This window comes from Fervidicoccaceae archaeon, assembly GCA_038878695.1.
GTDB lineage: Archaea > Thermoproteota > Thermoprotei_A > Sulfolobales > Fervidicoccaceae > JAVZVD01.
This window is the reverse complement of sequence record JAVZVD010000001.1, coordinates 88,291-105,012: the sequence shown is the minus strand read 5'-3', so window position 1 is coordinate 105,012 and position 16,722 is coordinate 88,291. Positions and strand designations below refer to the sequence as shown.

Below are 16,722 nucleotides of genomic sequence, written 5' to 3'. Positions count from 1 at the left end.
CGAGGAGGCAATGGTAATGAGGAGAGAGCTAGGAGTCATCGCGCTATTGGCTCTGACGGCTCTGCTGCTAGCCCCCGCCGCTCTGGCCCTCACGGCCGCCCCGAGCAAGCAAACGTACTATCCCGGCGAGACCTTGAGGGTCGCGGGCGCGGCCACGCCCAACGCCATAGTCTCGATAGTCGTCGAGGGCCCGACGGGCCTCGTCGCGTTAGACCAAGTGACCGCCGGAGCCGACGGCGCCTTCGCCAAGGACGTGATGAGGTTCCCGACGACGCCGACAGCCACGGTGCCTTTGGGAACTTACAAGGTAACGGTCAAGGACACGGCCACGGGAGAAGAGGTCAGCTTCAGCGTCGAGTTCGCCACCCCCTTCGCCACGCTGAGAGGCAATGTCGTCGACGCGGCCGGGAATCCGATAGCGGGAGCGACGATAACGGTCACGAGGGACGGGATCCTCGTGGCCTCCGCGATCAGCGGAGCAGATGGCGGGTTCTCCGTAGAGCTGAAGGAGATCGGGACTTACGTCGTGACGGCCAGCGCCCCCGGCTACGTCAGCGTCAGCAAGACCGTGAAGGTCGACGCTCTCCCGGCCACGCTCAGCGTGGTCTTGACGCTCGAGAAGCCCAGGCTGGAGATCGCCTCGATAACTCTGCTGAAGGACGGGAAGCCTCTAGCCGGAGTGGCGAGAGAGGGCGATAAGCTGACGATAATGGCCGTCGTGACGTACGGAGGGACCCCGATCGGGGACGCGACGGCCAAGGCCTACTTGACCAGCCCTATAAGAGAGGCCGCTGGGCTCCCGCCGATATCGATCGACCTAGCCTACAGCGCCGCCGATAAGGCGTACCTAGGCACGGCGAGCCTGCCGGTCACCGGCGTCGACAGCATCTACACCGTGTCGGTCGAGGCGACGAGGGCGGCGGAGTCGGCCGAGGCCAAGGCCGACTTCATCGTGCTGACCCCCGCCCCCACGGTGGCTCAGATCGTGGCTCTCAACGCGACCATAGCCTCTCTCCAGGTCCAACTCGAGGCCCTCTCCGAGAGCCTAGCGGCCCTCAACGCCACGGTAAACGCGCTGCAGGCCGCCGGGGTAGAGCAGGCCAAAGCCATCAACGCCTCGATAGCCGACCTAAAGTCCAAGGTCGACGCGATCTCCGGGCAGGTGAGCTCGCTGGCTAAGAGCGTCGACGCTCTGCAGAACCTCAGCGGGACGGTCTCGGATCTCCAGAAGACCGTCGGCGATCTCCAGAAGACCGTGAGCAGCCTGAGCGCCAGCGTCGGCGAGCTGAAAGGGGCCAAGGGCCTGGCTCAAGCCGCCGTGGCCGTGGGCGTAATAGCGCTGATAATCGCTGTAGTCGCCCTGATCTTCATCTACAGGAAAATATCCGCTTGAGAGAAGAATTCCCCCAGCTTTTTTATTTCCAGCGGAGTCGCGCTCGGGGCGCGCCCCGAGCTCTTCTCCGCCTCCAAAGGACCTAGCTCGATCGTGTTACCTAGGTCTTCCCGAGCTCCCCGCTTAGAGAACGCTCCTCGGCCCAGCGCTCGGGAGAGATGCCGGACGCGAGCGAATCTCATATATAATTGTAGACTCGTAGAACTCCGAGACCTCGTCCCGGTGGCGGTCTTGCCGAGCTCGAGGAGGGTCGTGCTAGTACCGATGAGCGCTGAGCTCGTCGATAAGCTGAGGAGAGCCGGCGAGAGTCTCGGCATACCCTTTCGCGAAGTCCTCAGGAGAGTCGCCGAGCACGGCTGTAACCTCCTGCTCTTGGCTCACGGCGATATGGAGAGGATCGAGCTGGACTACAAAGCTGTATCGAGCCTCTCGAGGCTCGGTCTAGCTCTGGTTCCCCTCGGTGTGTTGAACTCCCTCCTCGAGGGGAAGAGAGAAGAGGCCCTCGAGGAGGCCGAGAGGCTCGGAAGAAGCGTGGGAGCGGTCTACGCGCTCGGTGGAGCTCCCTCGGAAAAGGAGCTGGCCGCGATCGTGAGAGCGGTGTTCCCCGACGCGTCCGAGGCGGCGGTGAAGCCCGGGAGCACCTCGCTGAGGATCGTCGTGGTGGCTCACGGCAGGTCCAAGAAGAGCCTCGAGCTCGGAGCCAGATTCCTCAGGGGGCTTCTCTCGGAGCTCGGCTACGTTGAGACGGAGGAGGAGCTGGGCCCGGGAGCCCTCGTGTTATCTTACGAGAGGAGGGGCTGAGAGCTTGCCGAGCAGTAGGAAGGTCTTAGCTGCCGACGCCGAGCTAGCGTCGGAGCTGTTGAGAGCGGCGAGGAGGATCGGGGTTAGCTTGTACAATTTGACGAACAGACTCATCGAGGCTTATCTTAGTCTCGAGAGCTCAGGCTACCCCGACCCGGTCGACGCTGCGCTCGAGCTCGCTCTCATCGGCGACCTGACGACGATGGGCTTCAGGCTCTGCCCTCCTCCTCTCGACGGGGGAGAGGCGGCGGCGCTCGGAGAGATGCTGTGGAGGATCGCCTCGTCGAGGGAGAGATCCCCAGACCCGAAGCAGGTTCTGGTCAAGCTCGCGAGCCTCCTCGTTGGCAGGAGGAGGATCATGCTAAGCGTGAGTGGCGAGACGAGAGTGGTGATAGGGCTCCCGGAGGGGCGAGAGGGGGCGATGCTCGCGGAGATGTTGACGGGCTTCGCGAGAGCGGCCTTCGGCGAGAGGCTCTCGGTCCATTCGAGGGCGAACGTGCTCGAGCTCAGGATATCGGAGCCTCGGTGATTTGGACGGTGACGGGCGAGATCTCGGCCCTCCTGCCGGAGAGCATCTTCGTCAAGAGAGCCCTCGTGCTGGGGCTGAGGTCGGGGAGCGCTAGGGCTCGCTCCACCTCGAAGAAATCGAGCTCTACGGCGTCTCCGCCCGGCCTGGCCTCGAGGCTCCTCGGCTCGACGAGGACCGCCAGCAGCACGTAGTGGTAGGCCAGCTCGCCGCTCGGCCTCCTCACCACGAGCTCGTTCACGTCCACGATCGCTCTGGGCTCCCCATCGATCCCGGCCTCCTCCAAGAGCTCTCTCCTCGCCGCGTCGAATACCCTCTCGCCCTCCTCTACTCTGCCGCCGGGCAGGCTCCAGAGCCCCGCCCCCGGGGGGTGGCCTCTCCTGACCAAGAGTATCCTGCCCCTCTCATCGAAGACGAGCACGCCCACTCCGACTTGAGGACGACAGCTCAATGGAGAGGACCCTCTCGCGGCGAGCAGCTGGCGCGCCAAGCCTAAAAAGTCGGCTCTCCTCAGCCGCGCTCGGGGCCGGGGAGCCCTTCATGAGGATCGAGCAGAGAGAGCTGAGAGTGGCGACGAGGGCTCGAAGGGAAACGATCAACGTCACGGAGCTCGTCGAGGAGATAGTGAGAGAGGCCGGGGTCCGGAGGGGCCTCTGCCTGGTTCACGTCCCCCACGCCACGGCAGCCCTCGTCGTCAACGAGGACGAGGAGGGACTGAGGCGGGACGTCCTCGCGTGGATATCGCGGGCTTTCCCAGACGATGGGGTATGGGAGCACAACAGGGTCGACGACAACGCCTCCGCCCACTTGGCCTCCTTGACTCTGGGCTCTTCGGCGATCTTGCCGATAGAGAGCGGAAGACTCGTCAGAGGCACGTGGCAAGAGCTCCTGCTGATCGAGCTGGACGGGCCGAGGACCAGGAGAATTCACGTAACGGTCATCGGGGAATGAGATCTATCAGGCCGAAGCCGTCGCACGTGGACCCCGTCGACGCGAGGCCCGGGAGACCCTCTCTGCAGACCTTGAAGACGAGCCCCCTCTCCTCGGATAAGCTCTTGATCTCCCTCAACACGCGGAGCCTCCAGCCGGAGTCCGCGTAGAGGTAGCCTCTCACTCTGACCCCCTTCTCGACGTAGAGCTCGGCGAGCTCGGCTCGAGCCCCGGGGAACGAGCGCGAGAGCTTCTCGAGCAGAGAGCTCTTGGCTTTCAGAGTAGATGACGTGATCTGGAGAGCTCCGGCTCTAGCCGCTCTGTCGACGAGCGCCTCGATCTCGTCGAGGTCGTCGTTCACGCCCGGGATCACCGGGTCTATTCTGACGACCGACGGGATCCCTTCTCGAGAGAGGAGCTCGATGGCTCTGATCCTCCTCTCAGGCGGAGGGGCCCCGGGCTCGAGGATAGAGGCGACTCGTCTGTCGAGCGTGGTCACGGTTATCGCGACGGCCACTCTGCCCCTCATCTTCCCGAGCAGGTCGAGGTCTCTGAGGACGAGATCGCTCTTCGTGGTTATCAGGACGCGAGCCCTCGATGAGCTCAAGAGTTCGAGGCATCTCCTCGAGGCGGAGAGCCTAAACTCTAGAGGCTGATAGGGGTCCGTGCTCGTGGCTAGCTCGACTAGAGCCTCGCTCCTCAGCCGGGCCAAGTCCTCGGCGAGCATCTGCGCGATCTTCTCCTTGAGCCTGGGCTCGTCGAATCTCGAGACGTAGAACCTGGCGTAGCAGTAGAGGCAACCGTGGCCGCACCCCGTGTAGAGATTCAGAACGAGCTTAGGCGGGCAGGTGCAGAGGGGAGAGCTCCACGGGTCGAAGGGCCTGAGAGCCCTCGCGTGCCGCCGAGAGCCCTCGAGCGAGGATCCCCACCGATCGCGCTTCTCGAGTCGCTGAGCTTATTATATCCTCAGAGAGCAAAACTAACTCGTAGGTGAGCAAAATAAATGAAAGCTTTCGGAGAACTCATATACTCTCCCGAGAGGGCCTCGGGCGAGGCTCTCTCGAAGGTCGAGAGCCACACGCCCAAGATAACGGCGCCCGAGTCCGTGAGAGCGGGCGAGCCGTTCGAGGTCGAGATTAAGGTGGGCCCTCACCCCAATACCGAGCAGCACTCGATAAGGAGGATCGAGGTCTACTTCTACGAGGAGGGGAGGCCATTCAATCCGATCCTCGTGACTAGCATCGACTTGGCCCCGGTCTACGCCGAGCCCGTCCTCAAAATGACGCTCAAACTCTCGAGGAGTGGCACGATCTACGCTGTGGAGTACTGCAACTTGCACGGGCTCTGGGAGGCCGGCAGAGAAGTGAGAGTGACGGCTTGAGCTCTCCACTTAAAAAAAAAAAAAAGAACTCTTTTGTTCTTCTTTCATGTTAATCGCCTTTCGGCGTGTCCCATCGAGGAGACTCGAGGAGGATTGCGTTGGCCAGGAGAGCTAAGGTCGACGAAATAGACGCGAAGATAATAGAGACTCTTTTGAGAGACTCCAGAACCCCCTTCTCTAGAATAGCGCGCGATCTAGGCTTGAGCGACGTGGCCGTGCTCAAGAGGGTGAGGAAGCTCGAGAGGCTCGGCGTCATAGAGGGTTACACGGTCAGAGTCGACCCGCGGAAGCTAGGCTACGAGGTCGTCTCGATAACGGGCATAGACGTCGAGCCCGAGCGCCTCGTAGGAGTGCTCGAGGAGCTGAAGTCAATAGATTGCGTCAAGTACCTCGCGATGACGAGCGGAGACCACGCGATAATAGCGATCATTTGGGCGAGGGACTTCGAGGAGCTCTCTTCGATCACCAAGAAGATCTCCGAGCTGCCCGGCGTCAAGAGAGTGTGTCCCGCCGTCGTAACGGGGATCTACAAAGCCTGAGAGGCTCGAGGGGCCAGACTTGGCGTCGCTGACGGGCGCTGCTTCTCTAGTCACCTCGGCGAGCGTCTCTTTCTCCGTCACTTTGCTCTGTCTAAGGTGGTGGGTCGAGGCGGCGAGGAGAGTCAAACTCGTCGGTAGGGACATGAACAAGCTAGAGCCTCGCGAGGTCCCCGAGGCCGGGGGGGTATGGGTCGCGATCGGCCTCAGCTTCGGGGTGCTGACCCTCATCGCTATGCGGAGATACCTAGAGGGCTCGAGCGACTCGGAGAGCTACATGGCGCTGGCCCTCCTCCTCCTGTTGGCCGGCTTCCTCGGCTTCCTCGACGACATCTTGGGGTGGAAGAGAGGTTTGAGAGCTTGGCAGAGAGTGGCGTTCACGGCGCCCCTCGCTATCCCCCTCGTGGTGATAAAAGCGGGGACCTCGGTGATCGACCTCCCCCTGGCGGGCCCCACGGACCTCGGCCTGCTTTACCCCCTCGCGGCGGTCCCCCTAGGGGTCGTGGGAGCGAGCAACGCCTTCAACATGATAGCCGGCTACAACGGTCTCGAGGCCGGCATGGGGCTCTTGCTCTGCGTCTTCCTCGCGGCCTTCTCGCTCGTCAAGGGGCTGGAGCTGCCTCTCGTCGGCTCGATTCTGGCCGCATCGTCGCTCGCGGCCTTCCTCCTCTACAATAGGTACCCGGCTAGAGTCTTCCCGGGGAACAGCTTGACCTACGGCTTCGGCGCTTACTATGCGAGCCTCGTGATATTGGGGAACCTCGAGAAGTTCGGGCTCGCTCTGTTCTCGCTCTACTTCGTTGAGCTCGCTCTCTTCCTCCGCGGGCTGGCCAACGGAGTCTATAAGGAGAACTTCGGGATCCCCAGGCCCGACGGCTCTCTCGACCCCCCCTATGACAAAATTTACAGTCTCACTCACGCGGCGCTCGTCGCCCTGAGGAGATTGAGGGGTAGAGCAACGGAGAGGGGGGTCGTTGCCTTCATCTTATCGCTCCAGGCGGTCGTGGGAGCGCTCGCCCTCCTAACTCTAACCTGACCTCGAATCCCGCGAGGAGAGGAAGGGGATATTATTAGCCGTTCCCCCAGAGTGCGGCGAGGGCGCCGGGGTGCCCGAGCGGACCAAGGGGCCGGCCTTGAGAGCCGGTGGGTCTCCGCCCGCGCGGGTTCGAATCCCGCCCCCGGCGCGCGTAGATTAAGCTCTTCCGCCACAGCGGCCAGAGGGCTGAAGCCTTGAGGAGGTACCGCGTCGGCTACATCAGGGGAGACGGCGTGGGTCCCGAGATAGTCGACGCGGCGCTGAGCGTGTTGGTCGAGTTAGCGGAAGACCTAGAGCTCGTCGAGCTGAGGGCGGGCTACGAGCTCTATAAGAGGACTGGGAGACTACTCGAGGAGGGATTCTTCGATAGAGCTCGAGAGCTGGACGCCATACTCAAGGGGCCTCTCCACACGCCGCCCGGACCCGAGAGCCCGAGGAGCGTCAATCTGTTGATCAGGAGAGAGCTCGATCTCTACGCCAACGTCAGGCCCTTCGCCAGCTACGAGGGAGTGTCCATAGGCAGATTCGACTTCGTCATTATTCGAGAGAACACGGAGGACCTTTACGTGGGGATCGAGGGGAGGCACGGGGGCTCGGCGTTCTCCCTCAAAGTCATCACGGAGGAGGGGAGCAGGAGGGTCTCCCGCTTCGCTCTGCGCTACGCCGCGTCGAGGGGCTACAAGAGAGTGACGGTGGTCCACAAGGCCAACGTAATGAAGGAGACCGACGGTCTGTTCCGAGAGGTCTTCCTACGAGAGGCTTCGAGCTACGCGGGAGCGTTCGAGGTAGATGAGATGATCGTGGATTCGGCCGCCTACAATCTCGTCAGGAGCCCCAATCGCTTCGGAGTCATAGTATCTCCAAATCTCTACGGAGACATTCTATCGGACGTGGCCGCAGCGCTCGTGGGCAGCCTGGGCCTCTGCGGCTCGGCTCAGATAGGCGATAGGATCGCCGTCTTCGAGCCGGTCCACGGGACGGCCCCCGACATAGCTGGGCGAGGCGTGGCCAACCCGCTCGGCCAGCTCAAGGCGGCAGCCCTCATGCTGGAGCACTTAGCCGAGTCTCGAGGCGACGAGAAGCTGAGGAGGGCGGCCTCCGCTCTCGAGAGGGCGATGAGGCGTCTCGTCGAGAGAGGAGGCCCCCTCACGCCCGATTTGGGAGGCTCTGCCTCGACTCGCGAGGTGGCCGAGGAGGTGAAAAGGCTCTCTCTCGCGCTATTGGGGGAGCTCTTCGGCTCTACTTCTTGAGCTTAGCCATCAAATTCTCTATCTCTTTCTCGGCGAGCTTTCTGAACTGCTTCGTCGAACAGGGGACTACGCCGATATCTATGTTCCTAGGCTTCAGCTCCTCCGAGGAGGAGCTCCTCAAGGCCTCCACGGCGAGGAGGACCGCTTCCTCGAGAGGCAGGTCCTCTCTATACTTCTTCTCTATGATCTCCTCTATTTTCTGCTCTCCTCTGCCTATGGCGGTGGCCTTGTAGCTGAAGTACTGGCCGGCCGGATCGGTCTTGAAGAGGTGGGGGCCCGTGGCGTCGACGCCGGCTATCAGGAGCGAGACCCCGAAGGGCCTGACGCCGCCGTGCTGCGTGTAGGCCTGCTTAATGTCGCTTATGCTCTTCGTGAGAAACTCGACGGGTATGGGCTCGCCGTATAGGAGCCTGTGCCTAACCGCGAGCACCCTCGCATAATCTATCAGGACTCGGCCGTCGCTGCCGAAGCCCGCGAACGTTATGCCTATGTGCGAGTCGAGCGGCATGACCTTCTCGAGCTCCCTCACCTCGACGAGCTCCTTGAAGAGGGCCTTCTCGGCAGCCAGCACCACTCCCTCGGCCACCTTAATGCCCAGGGTGCTCCAGCCCTGCCTCACGGCTTGGAAGGCGTACTCGACCTGGTACAGCTTACCGTCGGGGGAGAATATGGTGAGAGCCCTATCATATCCCATGACCATCGGCGAGAACGCCACTCCGCTTCGCCCCTCCCCCGGCAACGGTTGCAGAGCGCCGCCTTATTAAATGCTGACTCCTCGGCTCGAAGCGCGCTCAGATCGTCGCGAGGAGTTCATTGGCCGTGGCCTCGTTCACTGGAGCGGCCTCATCATCGACCGGGGGTCTCCGCTCGATATTAGCGCGGAGGACGGTAATAAACGGAAGCGCTATCTGGTCAGCTCAGCGACGAGCTCTCTGGCTCTCTTCGCGCTTCCCGTGATCTTGACGGGGACCACGAAGATCCTGCGTTCGCCGACCCTCCTCGCCAGAGCCGTGGCGAGTAGAACGCGGCTCCTCCAGGCCCTGGCTACTCTGAGGACGCCATAGCCGGTCTTCTCATCGTAGAAGACGAGCTCGAGTCTGCTCTCGGCGAGGGCCGGCCTCCCGAAGAGCTCCGCGAGCGAGGCCTCGAGGGCCTTCTCGACTTCCTCCGGCCTCAGAGGACCGGAGCTCACCGCTCTGAACACGACGTATCTCTTCCTCCTAGCGAGGGGGGCGCGGAGAGGCCGCGAGCCCACTCCCTCTAGCGCGGCCGCGATCTCCTTGACCGCCCTCATCGCGCGGCCGCAGAGGCCTCGGCTCCTGAGCGCTAGAGCCAGACTCACTGTGGAGGCGGCGAGAGCCGTCGCAGCCAAGTAGAGCTCGAGGCTCAAGCTCTCAGCTCCGTCAACTCGATGAACGCTGGCCTCAGAGCGCTAGCGGCGAGAGAGCCGGGGAAGCCGAGCGACTCTACGAGAGCCCTGACGTGCGCTGGGTGCCAAAGCATGTCCCACGTCCTCGCTCCGCTGTAGACGGTCAGGGGAACGGCGTGCTTCGTCGCCCTCGCTATGAGCTCCGAGAGCCAGGCCAGCCTTTCGACCCTCTCGAGCAGGAGCGATAGGTCGACCCCGATCACCGTGGAGCCTCGCCTCATGAGCTCTGCTCCCGGAGCGTCTATCCCCCACGAGAGCTTGGGGCATACCTCTAGGACTCTTACTCTACTGTCGCGGGAGAAGAGCCTGAACAGTTGAGGGTTGCGAGGCCTCCCGAGGGTCAGCTCTCCTCTCCTCACCCTCCTCAGAGCGGCTCTGGCCTCTCCAACGTTGCGCGGCTCTAAGACCTCCACGGGGATGATCTTGACTCCGAGTTCGCGAGAGGCGATCAGCGCGACCTCTCCCCTCGTCTGCAAGAATCCCTTGTCAACTCCGACGATCTTGTAGCCCATTCTCCTGTGGAGAGAGAGCATTTCCTCGAGCTCGGCCTCGTCCTCGGGTCGAACGTAGAGGTCCACCCACAAGGTTCTACACGCTCGAGAGACGCTCAATGAATTCGTCGAGAGCTCTGCGGCTCCGGAATCTCGCCACGATCTTCACCGTTTCGTCGCCTTCCCACAGGACGGCTCTTCCTCTTCCCAGCTCGTGCTTGTGGAGCCTGAGGTGGAGAGTTGAGGCGCCCTCGACCCTCTCTCTCGCGGTCGCTCTGAGCAGAGACCTCGAGGCCTCGTCCAGCGCTCTGGCCAGGATCTCGAGGACCTCGCACGCTTTCTCTCCCTCGAGCCTCCACCTCAAGTACGAGATGGGATTGCCGTAGTGGCCCTCGATGCGGCGCTCCTCCGCGCGGGCCGCGGACATGAGGGGGGGAGGTAGAATGAGCGCGAGAGCGGCGAGTATCTTCTCTCTGCTCTCGGTGGCGTGTTGAATGACCGCGATCTCGAGGGACGAGGCGCGGCAGCCCCGATTAGCTCCACTCGTCACGGCGCCTCTTCGCCGCCAGCCTCGAGTAAGCGTGAGCGGCTTATTTAGAGTCTACTCGGAGGGGGCGACGACCCTCGCTCCTCGGCTTGCCTCGTGTCTCCTCTTCTCCTCCCTCTCTCTGGCTTTCCTCTTCCACTTTTGTTTGACAGTCCCTCTCAGGCCCCGCGACTTCCTGAGCCCTCTCATCTTCTTGCCGGCGCTAGTCAGCCCTCTGAAGACTCTCCTCCTATTGGCCGGCTCGGCGATCCACTTGAGCTCCGGGTCGCTCTTAATGGCGGGGTGATTCGGGTCCACCAATATGACCTCGTACCACTCGTGCACCCCGTCCTCGCCCACGTAATAGCTGTTGAGGACCTCCATGTTTGGGTATTTCCTAGCGGCCCTCTCCTCGGCTATGAGCCTCAGACTCTTCGCCGGGGCGTAGCCGTAGACTCCCATCCTCTTCGGCCTCCTCCCGGAGTTGGGCCTCTCCTTCCTCCTGCCCCCCTTTCTGACCCTAACTCTGACCACGACGACTCCGACCTTGGCCTTGTAGCCGAGGGCCCTCGCTCTGTCGATCCTCGTCGGCTTGTCGACGCGCACGATCGAGGGCTCTCGCCTCCACTGCATTAGCCTCTGCTTAACTAGCTCCCTCAGCTCTTCCTCCCCCTTGATCTCCCGCTTCCACAGTTCACCCATGTAGTGGTACGCGGACTTAGTCATCCTCGGCCATCTCCGCCGGCGCTCGCGCCATTTCCCCGAGCTCGCGAGGAATCGCGCGCCCGCTCTTATCAAATTTCCGCCGCTCCGCCAGATTTTTAAGAGCCGAGAGCCCCTCATCGTGGAGACGTCGAGGAAGAGCCAGAAATCGAGGCGCTGCGCTTTGCGAGCGGAAGAGGCCCCGGCGCTTCGCTTAAGCGAAGACCTAAGCGCTGTCGTGGTGAGCGAGAAGAGGAACAACCTCCTGGGGAGGACCGAGTACGTCCTCGCGATACACCACGCGGGCCGAGGCACTCCTCCTCTGGCGGAGCTAAGGGCTCTGCTAGCTAAAGTGCTGAGGGTCGAGATCGAGAGGCTCTATATTAGGAGGCTCCTGACGGAGTACGGAGCGGCGGTCTCGCGAGCCACGGTGCACGTATACGACGACGCTCAGCTAGCTCTGAAGATCGAGCCCGAGCACGTCGTGAGGAGGAACGCGGAGAGGAGCAAGAGAGCGTGAGGAGGTCTTGGCTCACGTCCACAAGCTCTATGAGTTCGACTATAAGACCGGTAAGATAAGGTTGAAGAACAAGAAGTGCCCCAGATGTGGTAATATAATGGGTCGCCACGAAAAGCCCGTAGCTAGGTGGCACTGCGGAGCATGCGGCTACACGGAGTTCCTGGAGACAAGGAAGTGATCGTCCTAGGCATAGAGTCGACGGCTCACACGATCGGGGTCGGGGTCGCCAGCAATAAACCTCCTCACCTCCTGGCCAACGTCAATAGGAGATACGTCCCGGCCTCCGGGGGCATTCACCCGAGGGAGGCCTCGAGGTTCTTAGCCGAGAACGCCCCGGGCGTGCTCGAGGAGGCTCTCAAGGCCTCGAGGCTCGGAATGGACGAAATAGACGCCGTGGCCGTGGCGCTCGGGCCCGGCATGGGCCCCTGCCTTAGAGTTGGGGCTACGGTGGCCAGAGCGCTCGCCGCGTATTACGAGAAGCCTCTCGTTCCGGTCAACCACGCCGTGGCCCACATCGAGATAGGGATTCTATTGTCGGGCTTCGAGGATCCTCTCGTAGTCTATGTCTCGGGCGGCAACACCGCGGTGATAGCATTCAAGGAGGGTAAGTATAGGACCTTCGGCGAGACCCTCGATGTGGCGCTGGGGAACCTGCTCGACACGTTCGCCCGAGAGGCGGGCCTGGCGCCTCCTTACGTGAAGGGGGGAGTTCACGTGGTTCACCTCTGCTCCAGCGAGGCGCGTGGGGAGGAGCTGCTCGATCTGCCCTACGTCGTTAAGGGCCAGGACGTCTCGTTTTCTGGTCTGCTGACCGCGGCTCTCAAGATGCTGAGAGAGAGACCCTCGAGCCTTCCCGAGATCTGCCGAAGCCTCGTCGAGATCAGCTTCTCCATGGTCACCGAAGTGGCGGAGAGAGGCCTGGCCCACACGGGGAAGAAGGAGGTTCTGTTGACCGGCGGCGTCGCGGCTAGCGAGCAGCTTCGGGAGAAGCTCAAGGTCATGGCAGAGTCGCACGGGGCGAAGTTCTACGGCGTACCCCCGGAGTACGCGGGCGATAACGGTGCTATGATCGCGTGGACCGGGGTCCTGGCTCACCTCCGCGGCGTGCGGGTTGACCCCGAGAAGGCTCTCGTCGCGCAGAGGTGGAGAGTAGATGAGGTCGAGGTGCCGTGGAGAGCCTAAAGTGGCCTCGGCCCCTCGAGCCCCTCGCGTGGGGAGCGGAGTCTAACCTCTACCTCTCCACCTATATGGGCAGGAGGGTCGTGGTGAAGATCAGATTCCTTAAGCCATATATGGACTCGAGGCTGGCGAGGAGACTGGTATATAAGAGGACCGTGCAAGAAGCCAAAATACTGTTTGACGCGAGCAGAGCCGGAGTAAGAGCCCCTCTCCCCCTCTACGTCGATCCCGAGAGGGGGCTCATAGTCATGGAATATTTGCGTGGCCCCCTGCTACGCGACGAGCTGGGGGCGAGGAGCCCGGAGTGGGCCGAGGAGAGAGCGCGCGAGCTTGGAGAAGTCGTGAGGAGCCTCCACAACGCCGATATAATCCACGGCGACCTCACTACGTCGAACGTCATCGTATCCGACGAGGGCCCCCTCTACCTCATAGACTTCGGTCTCTCGTACTACAGCGGCAGACCGGAGGATAAGGCCGTGGACATCAGAGTGCTCGAGCGCGCCGTCTCGAGCACGCACCCCTCGCTCAAAGAAGTGTTCATGAGGTCCTTTCTCGAGAGCTACAGCGAGGGCCTCAGAGATTGGGAGGAAATCTCCGAGAGTTATTCTAGGCTTACTCTAATGGGTAGGTATGTGAGGGAGAGGAGAAGGGCCGCTCCGGCTCGAGGCGCTGAGATTTAAGGGGGCTGAGCTCCGAGAACCGGCGTCGGTGCCTCTCGCCTTGAAGATCCCCGTGGCCGTCCTAGGAGCCGGCGGCCTCGTGGGCCACAAGTTCGTCGAGCTCGCGGCCCGTCATCCTTGGCTCGAGATAGTGGCCCTCACGGGCTCGGAGAAGAGCGTTGGGAAACCCTATCGAGAGGTCGCTTGGTGCGGCGAATCATGCGTACCAGAGGAGCTCTCAAGCACTCTGGTCGAGGAGACGTCGGTCGAGAAGCTGAAGCGCAGGGGAATATCGATAGCATTCTCGGCTCTGCCGCCCGATGACGCTGAGCGCATAGAGCCGGAGCTTGCGCGAGCCGGCATATATGTAGTCTCGAACGCGAGCCCCATGAGATTGGACCCGGACGTTCCTCTCCTCAACCCCGAGGTAAACGCCGATCACGTCGAGTTGTTAAAGGAACAGCACAGGAGGCGAGGGTGGGGCGGAGGGATACTCAAGGTCCCGAACTGCACCACGGCGATATTGACGCTGGCCCTGAAGCCCCTCTTAGACGAGTTCGGCCTCAAGCGCGTCATAGTCTCGACCATGCAGTCTGTGTCGGGGGCGGGCCTGAGAGGGGTCCCCTCGATGTCGATAATAGATAACATTGTGCCGTTCATAGAGGGTGAGGAGGAGAAGATAGAGAGAGAAGCTCCGAAGGTCTTGGGGGTGTTGAGAGGGAGCGAGGTCTCGCCGGCTTCTGTCCGCGTGAGCGCCTCGTGCAACCGCGTGCCCGTGTTAGAGGGCCACCTCGAGAACGTTTTCGTCGAGCTGAGCAGGAGCGCCTCGCCGGAGGAGGTAATTGAAGCGCTCGAGTCCTTCAGCGCCAACAAGATACGAGGCCTGGGACTCCCATCGGCCCCGTCCAGGCCGATCGTCGTTAGAAGGGAGGTCGACAGGCCTCAGCCGAGGCTCGATAGGAGCGAGGGCTCGGGCATGAGCGTCGTCGTGGGTAGGCTCCGACTCGATCGGGCTCTGGAGAACGGCTTCAAGATGGTGGTGCTGGGCAACAATCTCGTGCGGGGAGCTGCCGGCACTGGCCTGCTCATAGCCGAGCTGCTGATAAAGCTCGGGCTCGTGGTCTGAGAATCTCGATTAGCGATCGATAGACTACTAACGATTAAAATTGAGATATTAGTTGCTTGAGAATTTGAGAGATTTAAATTATCTAAATTCACTTATTAAACGCGTCCTAGCGGAGGGAAACGGTGCTGCGTTTTTGGAGGAGCGCGACGCGTCCCCCATAGAGGCCACGCTACCCTTCGACGAGAAGATAGAGCTCGAGAACTGGCGAGGCAAGCACGTGAGGATCGAGGCCTACGAGGAGCTGCACGCCAATAGCCTCGAGGCTTACGAGGAGCACTGGGCTAGGATCGCCAGGGAGCTCGATTGGTTCGCCCCGTGGAGCAGGGTCATCGAGCCGGGAGAGCACGAGCACGTCTATAGATGGTTCGTTGGCGGCAAGATCAATCTATCGTATCTCGCCCTCGACAGACACGTTCGCGGATGGAGGAAGAACAAGCTAGCTCTGATATGGGAGGGAGAGCCCGTCGATCCTCACGGCGAGCCGAAGGAGGTCGTCAAGCTCACCTACTACGACCTCTGGAGAGCCGTAAATCGAACGGCGTACGTGCTCAAGAAGCAGTTCGGACTGAAGAAGGGAGACAAAATAGCCTTCTACATGCCCATGATACCGGAGCTTCCCATATTCATGCTGGCGGCCGCTAGGCTCGGCGTGATCTTCACCGTGATATTCAGCGGATTCGCGGCCGAGGTGGCGGCAGCGAGGATCAACGACCTCGGCGCTACGCTCCTGGTGACCGCCGACGGCTTCTACAGGCGCGGCAGAGTCGTGAGGCTCAAGAGCGTTGCCGACGAGATGGTCGAGCGTTGTCCAAGCATCAAGAACGTCATCGTGGTCAAAAGGCTGAACTCCAATGAGGTCAACATGGTTGAGGGCAGAGATTGGTGGTACGATGATCTGTTACGTGGAGCTCCCACATCGGCCTACGTGGAGCCCGAGCCCCTCGAGAGCGACCACCCGCTTTTCGTTCTATACACGTCGGGCACGACGGGAAAGCCCAAGGGCATAATACACGACAACGGCGGCTACGCTACGATACTTCACGCCACTATGAAGTTTGTCTTCGACGTTCGCGACGAGGACGTGTACTTCTGCACGGCCGACATAGGCTGGATAACGGGGCACTCGTACGTGGTCTTCGGCCCCCTCATCGAGGGAACCACCGTGGTGATGTACGAGGGAGCCCCCGATTACCCGGAGCCCGATAGGTTCTGGTCCATAATCGAGAGGTACGGCGTCACGATATTCTACACATCGCCCACGGCCGTCAGAATGCTCATGAGGTTTGGCGACGAATACGTCAAGAGACACGATCGGAGCACTCTGAGGATCATCCACACCGTTGGGGAGCCGATAAATCCCTCGGCGTGGCGCTGGCTCTTCGAGGTCGTGGGCGAGAAGCGCTGTCCCGTGGGCTCCACGTGGTGGATGACCGAGACAGGGGGCATAATGATAAGCCACGCCCCCGGCCTGGCTCTCATCCCCCTGAAGCCGGGCACCAACGGCCTCCCCCTGCCCGGCGTGGAGGCGGACGTCGTCGGCGAGAAGGGCGAGAGCCTCCCGCCCGAGACGAAGGGATATCTCGTCATCAAGAGGCCTTGGCCCGGGATGCCGGGTCCCCCGACGGGCGTGTGGGGAGACCCGGAGCTCTACGCGAGGGTATACTTTAGCAAGTTCCCCGGAACTCGCTGGTTTTACACAGGAGACTACGCGATAAAAGATAGAGATGGCTACATCTGGGTGCTGGGCAGAGCAGACGAGGTCCTTAAAGTGGCGGGGCACAGGATCGGAACCTACGAGTTGGAGAGCATCATAGCCTCTCACTACAAGGTGGCCGAGTCGGCCGTAGTCGGCGTGCCGGACGCCATAAAGGGCGAGGTCCCTATAGCGTTCGTCGTACTGAAGGAGGGCTTCGAGCCCTCGAGCGGGGTCGCGGATGAGCTTCGAGAATGGGTCAGGAGGAAATACGGTCCGGTGGCCATCCCATCGAGGATCTTCTTCGTGAGGAAGCTCCCCAAGACGAGGAGCGGCAAGATAATGAGGAGAGTGTTGAGGGCGATCGCGACGGGGCGGCCCCCCGGCGATCTCTCCACGATAGAGGACGAGACCGCTCTCGAGGAGGTTAGGGTCGCCCTCGAGGAGCTGAGAGGCGCTACGGTCGCGTAAAGCGCCGAGATCGACCCGGTCGCGCACCGTCGAGGAGAAAACAAACGGAGATTTTTCCCCCCAGCTAGTGGAC

21 protein-coding genes and 1 tRNA gene are annotated in these 16,722 nt (G+C 61.8%); 15 read left to right on the top strand and 7 right to left on the bottom strand.

What is annotated here, in order from left to right:
* The first annotated feature begins 16 nt into the window (after positions 1 to 16).
* The 3 genes from QXU97_00640 to QXU97_00630 all read left to right on the top strand — a co-directional run bounded on the left by QXU97_00640 (position 17) and on the right by QXU97_00630 (position 2,723).
* Positions 17 to 1,393, top strand: a complete 1,377-nt coding sequence (locus QXU97_00640) for a carboxypeptidase regulatory-like domain-containing protein (protein ID MEM4035120.1) — start codon at positions 17 to 19, stop codon at positions 1,391 to 1,393.
* Between the two features lie 222 nt (positions 1,394 to 1,615).
* Positions 1,616 to 2,194, top strand: a complete 579-nt coding sequence (locus QXU97_00635; GenBank protein MEM4035119.1) for a hypothetical protein — start codon at positions 1,616 to 1,618, stop codon at positions 2,192 to 2,194.
* A gap of 4 nt (positions 2,195 to 2,198) precedes the next feature.
* Entirely contained in the window at positions 2,199 to 2,723 is a 525-nt protein-coding gene (locus QXU97_00630; protein ID MEM4035118.1) for a hypothetical protein, read from the top strand.
* Here the strand turns inward: QXU97_00630 and QXU97_00625 are convergent.
* Positions 2,701 to 3,171: an NUDIX hydrolase gene (locus tag QXU97_00625; protein ID MEM4035117.1), complete on the bottom strand. Its 471-nt coding sequence runs from the start codon at positions 3,169 to 3,171 to the stop codon at positions 2,701 to 2,703. The genes QXU97_00630 and QXU97_00625 overlap by 23 nt on opposite strands.
* A gap of 89 nt (positions 3,172 to 3,260) precedes the next feature.
* Between QXU97_00625 and QXU97_00620 the strand changes: the two genes are divergently transcribed.
* A complete protein-coding gene (locus tag QXU97_00620; protein MEM4035116.1) occupies positions 3,261 to 3,671 on the top strand; it encodes a secondary thiamine-phosphate synthase enzyme YjbQ in 411 nt (136 codons plus the stop codon).
* Here QXU97_00620 and QXU97_00615 read toward each other — a convergent pair.
* The gene (locus tag QXU97_00615; protein MEM4035115.1) at positions 3,658 to 4,479 is read right to left on the bottom strand and encodes a radical SAM protein; all 822 of its coding nucleotides are present in this window, start codon (positions 4,477 to 4,479) and stop codon (positions 3,658 to 3,660) included. The two genes, QXU97_00620 and QXU97_00615, sit on opposite strands and share 14 nt — an antisense overlap.
* 174 nt (positions 4,480 to 4,653) lie before the next feature.
* On the opposite strand from QXU97_00615, the gene QXU97_00610 reads away from it, so the two are divergent.
* The 5 genes from QXU97_00610 (at position 4,654) to QXU97_00590 (ending at position 7,853) form a co-directional block, all read left to right on the top strand.
* Positions 4,654 to 5,031, top strand: a complete 378-nt coding sequence (locus tag QXU97_00610) for a class II SORL domain-containing protein (GenBank protein MEM4035114.1) — start codon at positions 4,654 to 4,656, stop codon at positions 5,029 to 5,031.
* Between the two features lie 98 nt (positions 5,032 to 5,129).
* Complete coding sequence (locus QXU97_00605) at positions 5,130 to 5,570, top strand: Lrp/AsnC family transcriptional regulator (GenBank protein MEM4035113.1); 441 nt, start codon at positions 5,130 to 5,132, stop codon at positions 5,568 to 5,570.
* Between the two features lie 19 nt (positions 5,571 to 5,589).
* Complete coding sequence (locus QXU97_00600) at positions 5,590 to 6,603, top strand: hypothetical protein (GenBank protein MEM4035112.1); 1,014 nt, start codon at positions 5,590 to 5,592, stop codon at positions 6,601 to 6,603.
* A 64-nt stretch (positions 6,604 to 6,667) separates the two neighbouring features.
* Positions 6,668 to 6,751, top strand: a tRNA-Ser gene (locus QXU97_00595).
* Positions 6,752 to 6,797: 46 nt separating this feature from the next.
* The gene (locus QXU97_00590; GenBank protein MEM4035111.1) at positions 6,798 to 7,853 is read left to right on the top strand and encodes an isocitrate/isopropylmalate dehydrogenase family protein; all 1,056 of its coding nucleotides are present in this window, start codon (positions 6,798 to 6,800) and stop codon (positions 7,851 to 7,853) included.
* Here the strand turns inward: QXU97_00590 and psmA are convergent.
* From psmA to QXU97_00565, 5 genes are all read right to left on the bottom strand, one after another.
* The gene (psmA, locus tag QXU97_00585; protein MEM4035110.1) at positions 7,843 to 8,568 is read right to left on the bottom strand and encodes an archaeal proteasome endopeptidase complex subunit alpha; all 726 of its coding nucleotides are present in this window, start codon (positions 8,566 to 8,568) and stop codon (positions 7,843 to 7,845) included. The two genes, QXU97_00590 and psmA, sit on opposite strands and share 11 nt — an antisense overlap.
* A 189-nt stretch (positions 8,569 to 8,757) precedes the next feature.
* Positions 8,758 to 9,243 carry an Rpp14/Pop5 family protein gene (locus QXU97_00580; protein ID MEM4035109.1) on the bottom strand — a complete coding sequence of 162 codons (486 nt, stop codon included), beginning with the start codon at positions 9,241 to 9,243 and terminating at the stop codon, positions 8,758 to 8,760.
* Positions 9,240 to 9,866, bottom strand: a complete 627-nt coding sequence (locus QXU97_00575; protein MEM4035108.1) for a hypothetical protein — start codon at positions 9,864 to 9,866, stop codon at positions 9,240 to 9,242. Before QXU97_00575 ends, QXU97_00580 begins: the two co-directional genes overlap by 4 nt.
* A gap of 4 nt (positions 9,867 to 9,870) precedes the next feature.
* Complete coding sequence (locus QXU97_00570) at positions 9,871 to 10,323, bottom strand: RNA-binding domain-containing protein (GenBank protein ID MEM4035107.1); 453 nt, start codon at positions 10,321 to 10,323, stop codon at positions 9,871 to 9,873.
* Positions 10,324 to 10,374: 51 nt separating this feature from the next.
* On the bottom strand, positions 10,375 to 11,025 hold the full coding sequence (locus tag QXU97_00565) for a 50S ribosomal protein L15e (GenBank protein MEM4035106.1): 651 nt from the start codon (positions 11,023 to 11,025) through the stop codon (positions 10,375 to 10,377).
* Between the two features lie 118 nt (positions 11,026 to 11,143).
* Between QXU97_00565 and QXU97_00560 the strand changes: the two genes are divergently transcribed.
* From QXU97_00560 to acs, 6 genes are all read left to right on the top strand, one after another.
* Positions 11,144 to 11,521 (top strand): hypothetical protein, encoded by a 378-nt coding sequence (locus tag QXU97_00560; GenBank protein MEM4035105.1) that lies wholly within the window; start codon positions 11,144 to 11,146, stop codon positions 11,519 to 11,521.
* Positions 11,522 to 11,528: 7 nt separating this feature from the next.
* Positions 11,529 to 11,699 carry a 30S ribosomal protein S27ae gene (locus tag QXU97_00555; GenBank protein ID MEM4035104.1) on the top strand — a complete coding sequence of 57 codons (171 nt, stop codon included), beginning with the start codon at positions 11,529 to 11,531 and terminating at the stop codon, positions 11,697 to 11,699.
* A complete protein-coding gene (kae1, locus tag QXU97_00550; GenBank protein MEM4035103.1) occupies positions 11,663 to 12,703 on the top strand; it encodes a KEOPS complex N(6)-L-threonylcarbamoyladenine synthase Kae1 in 1,041 nt (346 codons plus the stop codon). The genes QXU97_00555 and kae1 overlap by 37 nt, the downstream gene beginning before the upstream one ends.
* A complete protein-coding gene (locus QXU97_00545; protein ID MEM4035102.1) occupies positions 12,691 to 13,380 on the top strand; it encodes a Kae1-associated kinase Bud32 in 690 nt (229 codons plus the stop codon). Before kae1 ends, QXU97_00545 begins: the two co-directional genes overlap by 13 nt.
* A gap of 28 nt (positions 13,381 to 13,408) precedes the next feature.
* Positions 13,409 to 14,485, top strand: a complete 1,077-nt coding sequence (gene asd / locus QXU97_00540; protein MEM4035101.1) for an aspartate-semialdehyde dehydrogenase — start codon at positions 13,409 to 13,411, stop codon at positions 14,483 to 14,485.
* 133 nt (positions 14,486 to 14,618) lie between these two features.
* Positions 14,619 to 16,649 (top strand): acetate--CoA ligase, encoded by a 2,031-nt coding sequence (acs, locus tag QXU97_00535; GenBank protein MEM4035100.1) that lies wholly within the window; start codon positions 14,619 to 14,621, stop codon positions 16,647 to 16,649.
* The last annotated feature ends 73 nt before the right edge of the window (positions 16,650 to 16,722 follow it).

What these genes read in the sequence shown, in the direction of transcription:
- QXU97_00640 (MEM4035120.1), top strand. Translation starts at nt 17, where the DNA reads ATGAGGAGAGAGCTAGGAGTCATCGCGCTATTGGCTCTGACGGCTCTG.
- QXU97_00620 (MEM4035116.1), top strand. Translation starts at nt 3,261, where the DNA reads ATGAGGATCGAGCAGAGAGAGCTGAGAGTGGCGACGAGGGCTCGAAGG.
- QXU97_00610 (MEM4035114.1), top strand. Translation starts at nt 4,654, where the DNA reads ATGAAAGCTTTCGGAGAACTCATATACTCTCCCGAGAGGGCCTCGGGC.
- QXU97_00565 (MEM4035106.1), bottom strand. Translation starts at nt 11,025, where the DNA reads ATGACTAAGTCCGCGTACCACTACATGGGTGAACTGTGGAAGCGGGAG.
- kae1 (MEM4035103.1), top strand. Translation starts at nt 11,663, where the DNA reads ATGCGGCTACACGGAGTTCCTGGAGACAAGGAAGTGATCGTCCTAGGC.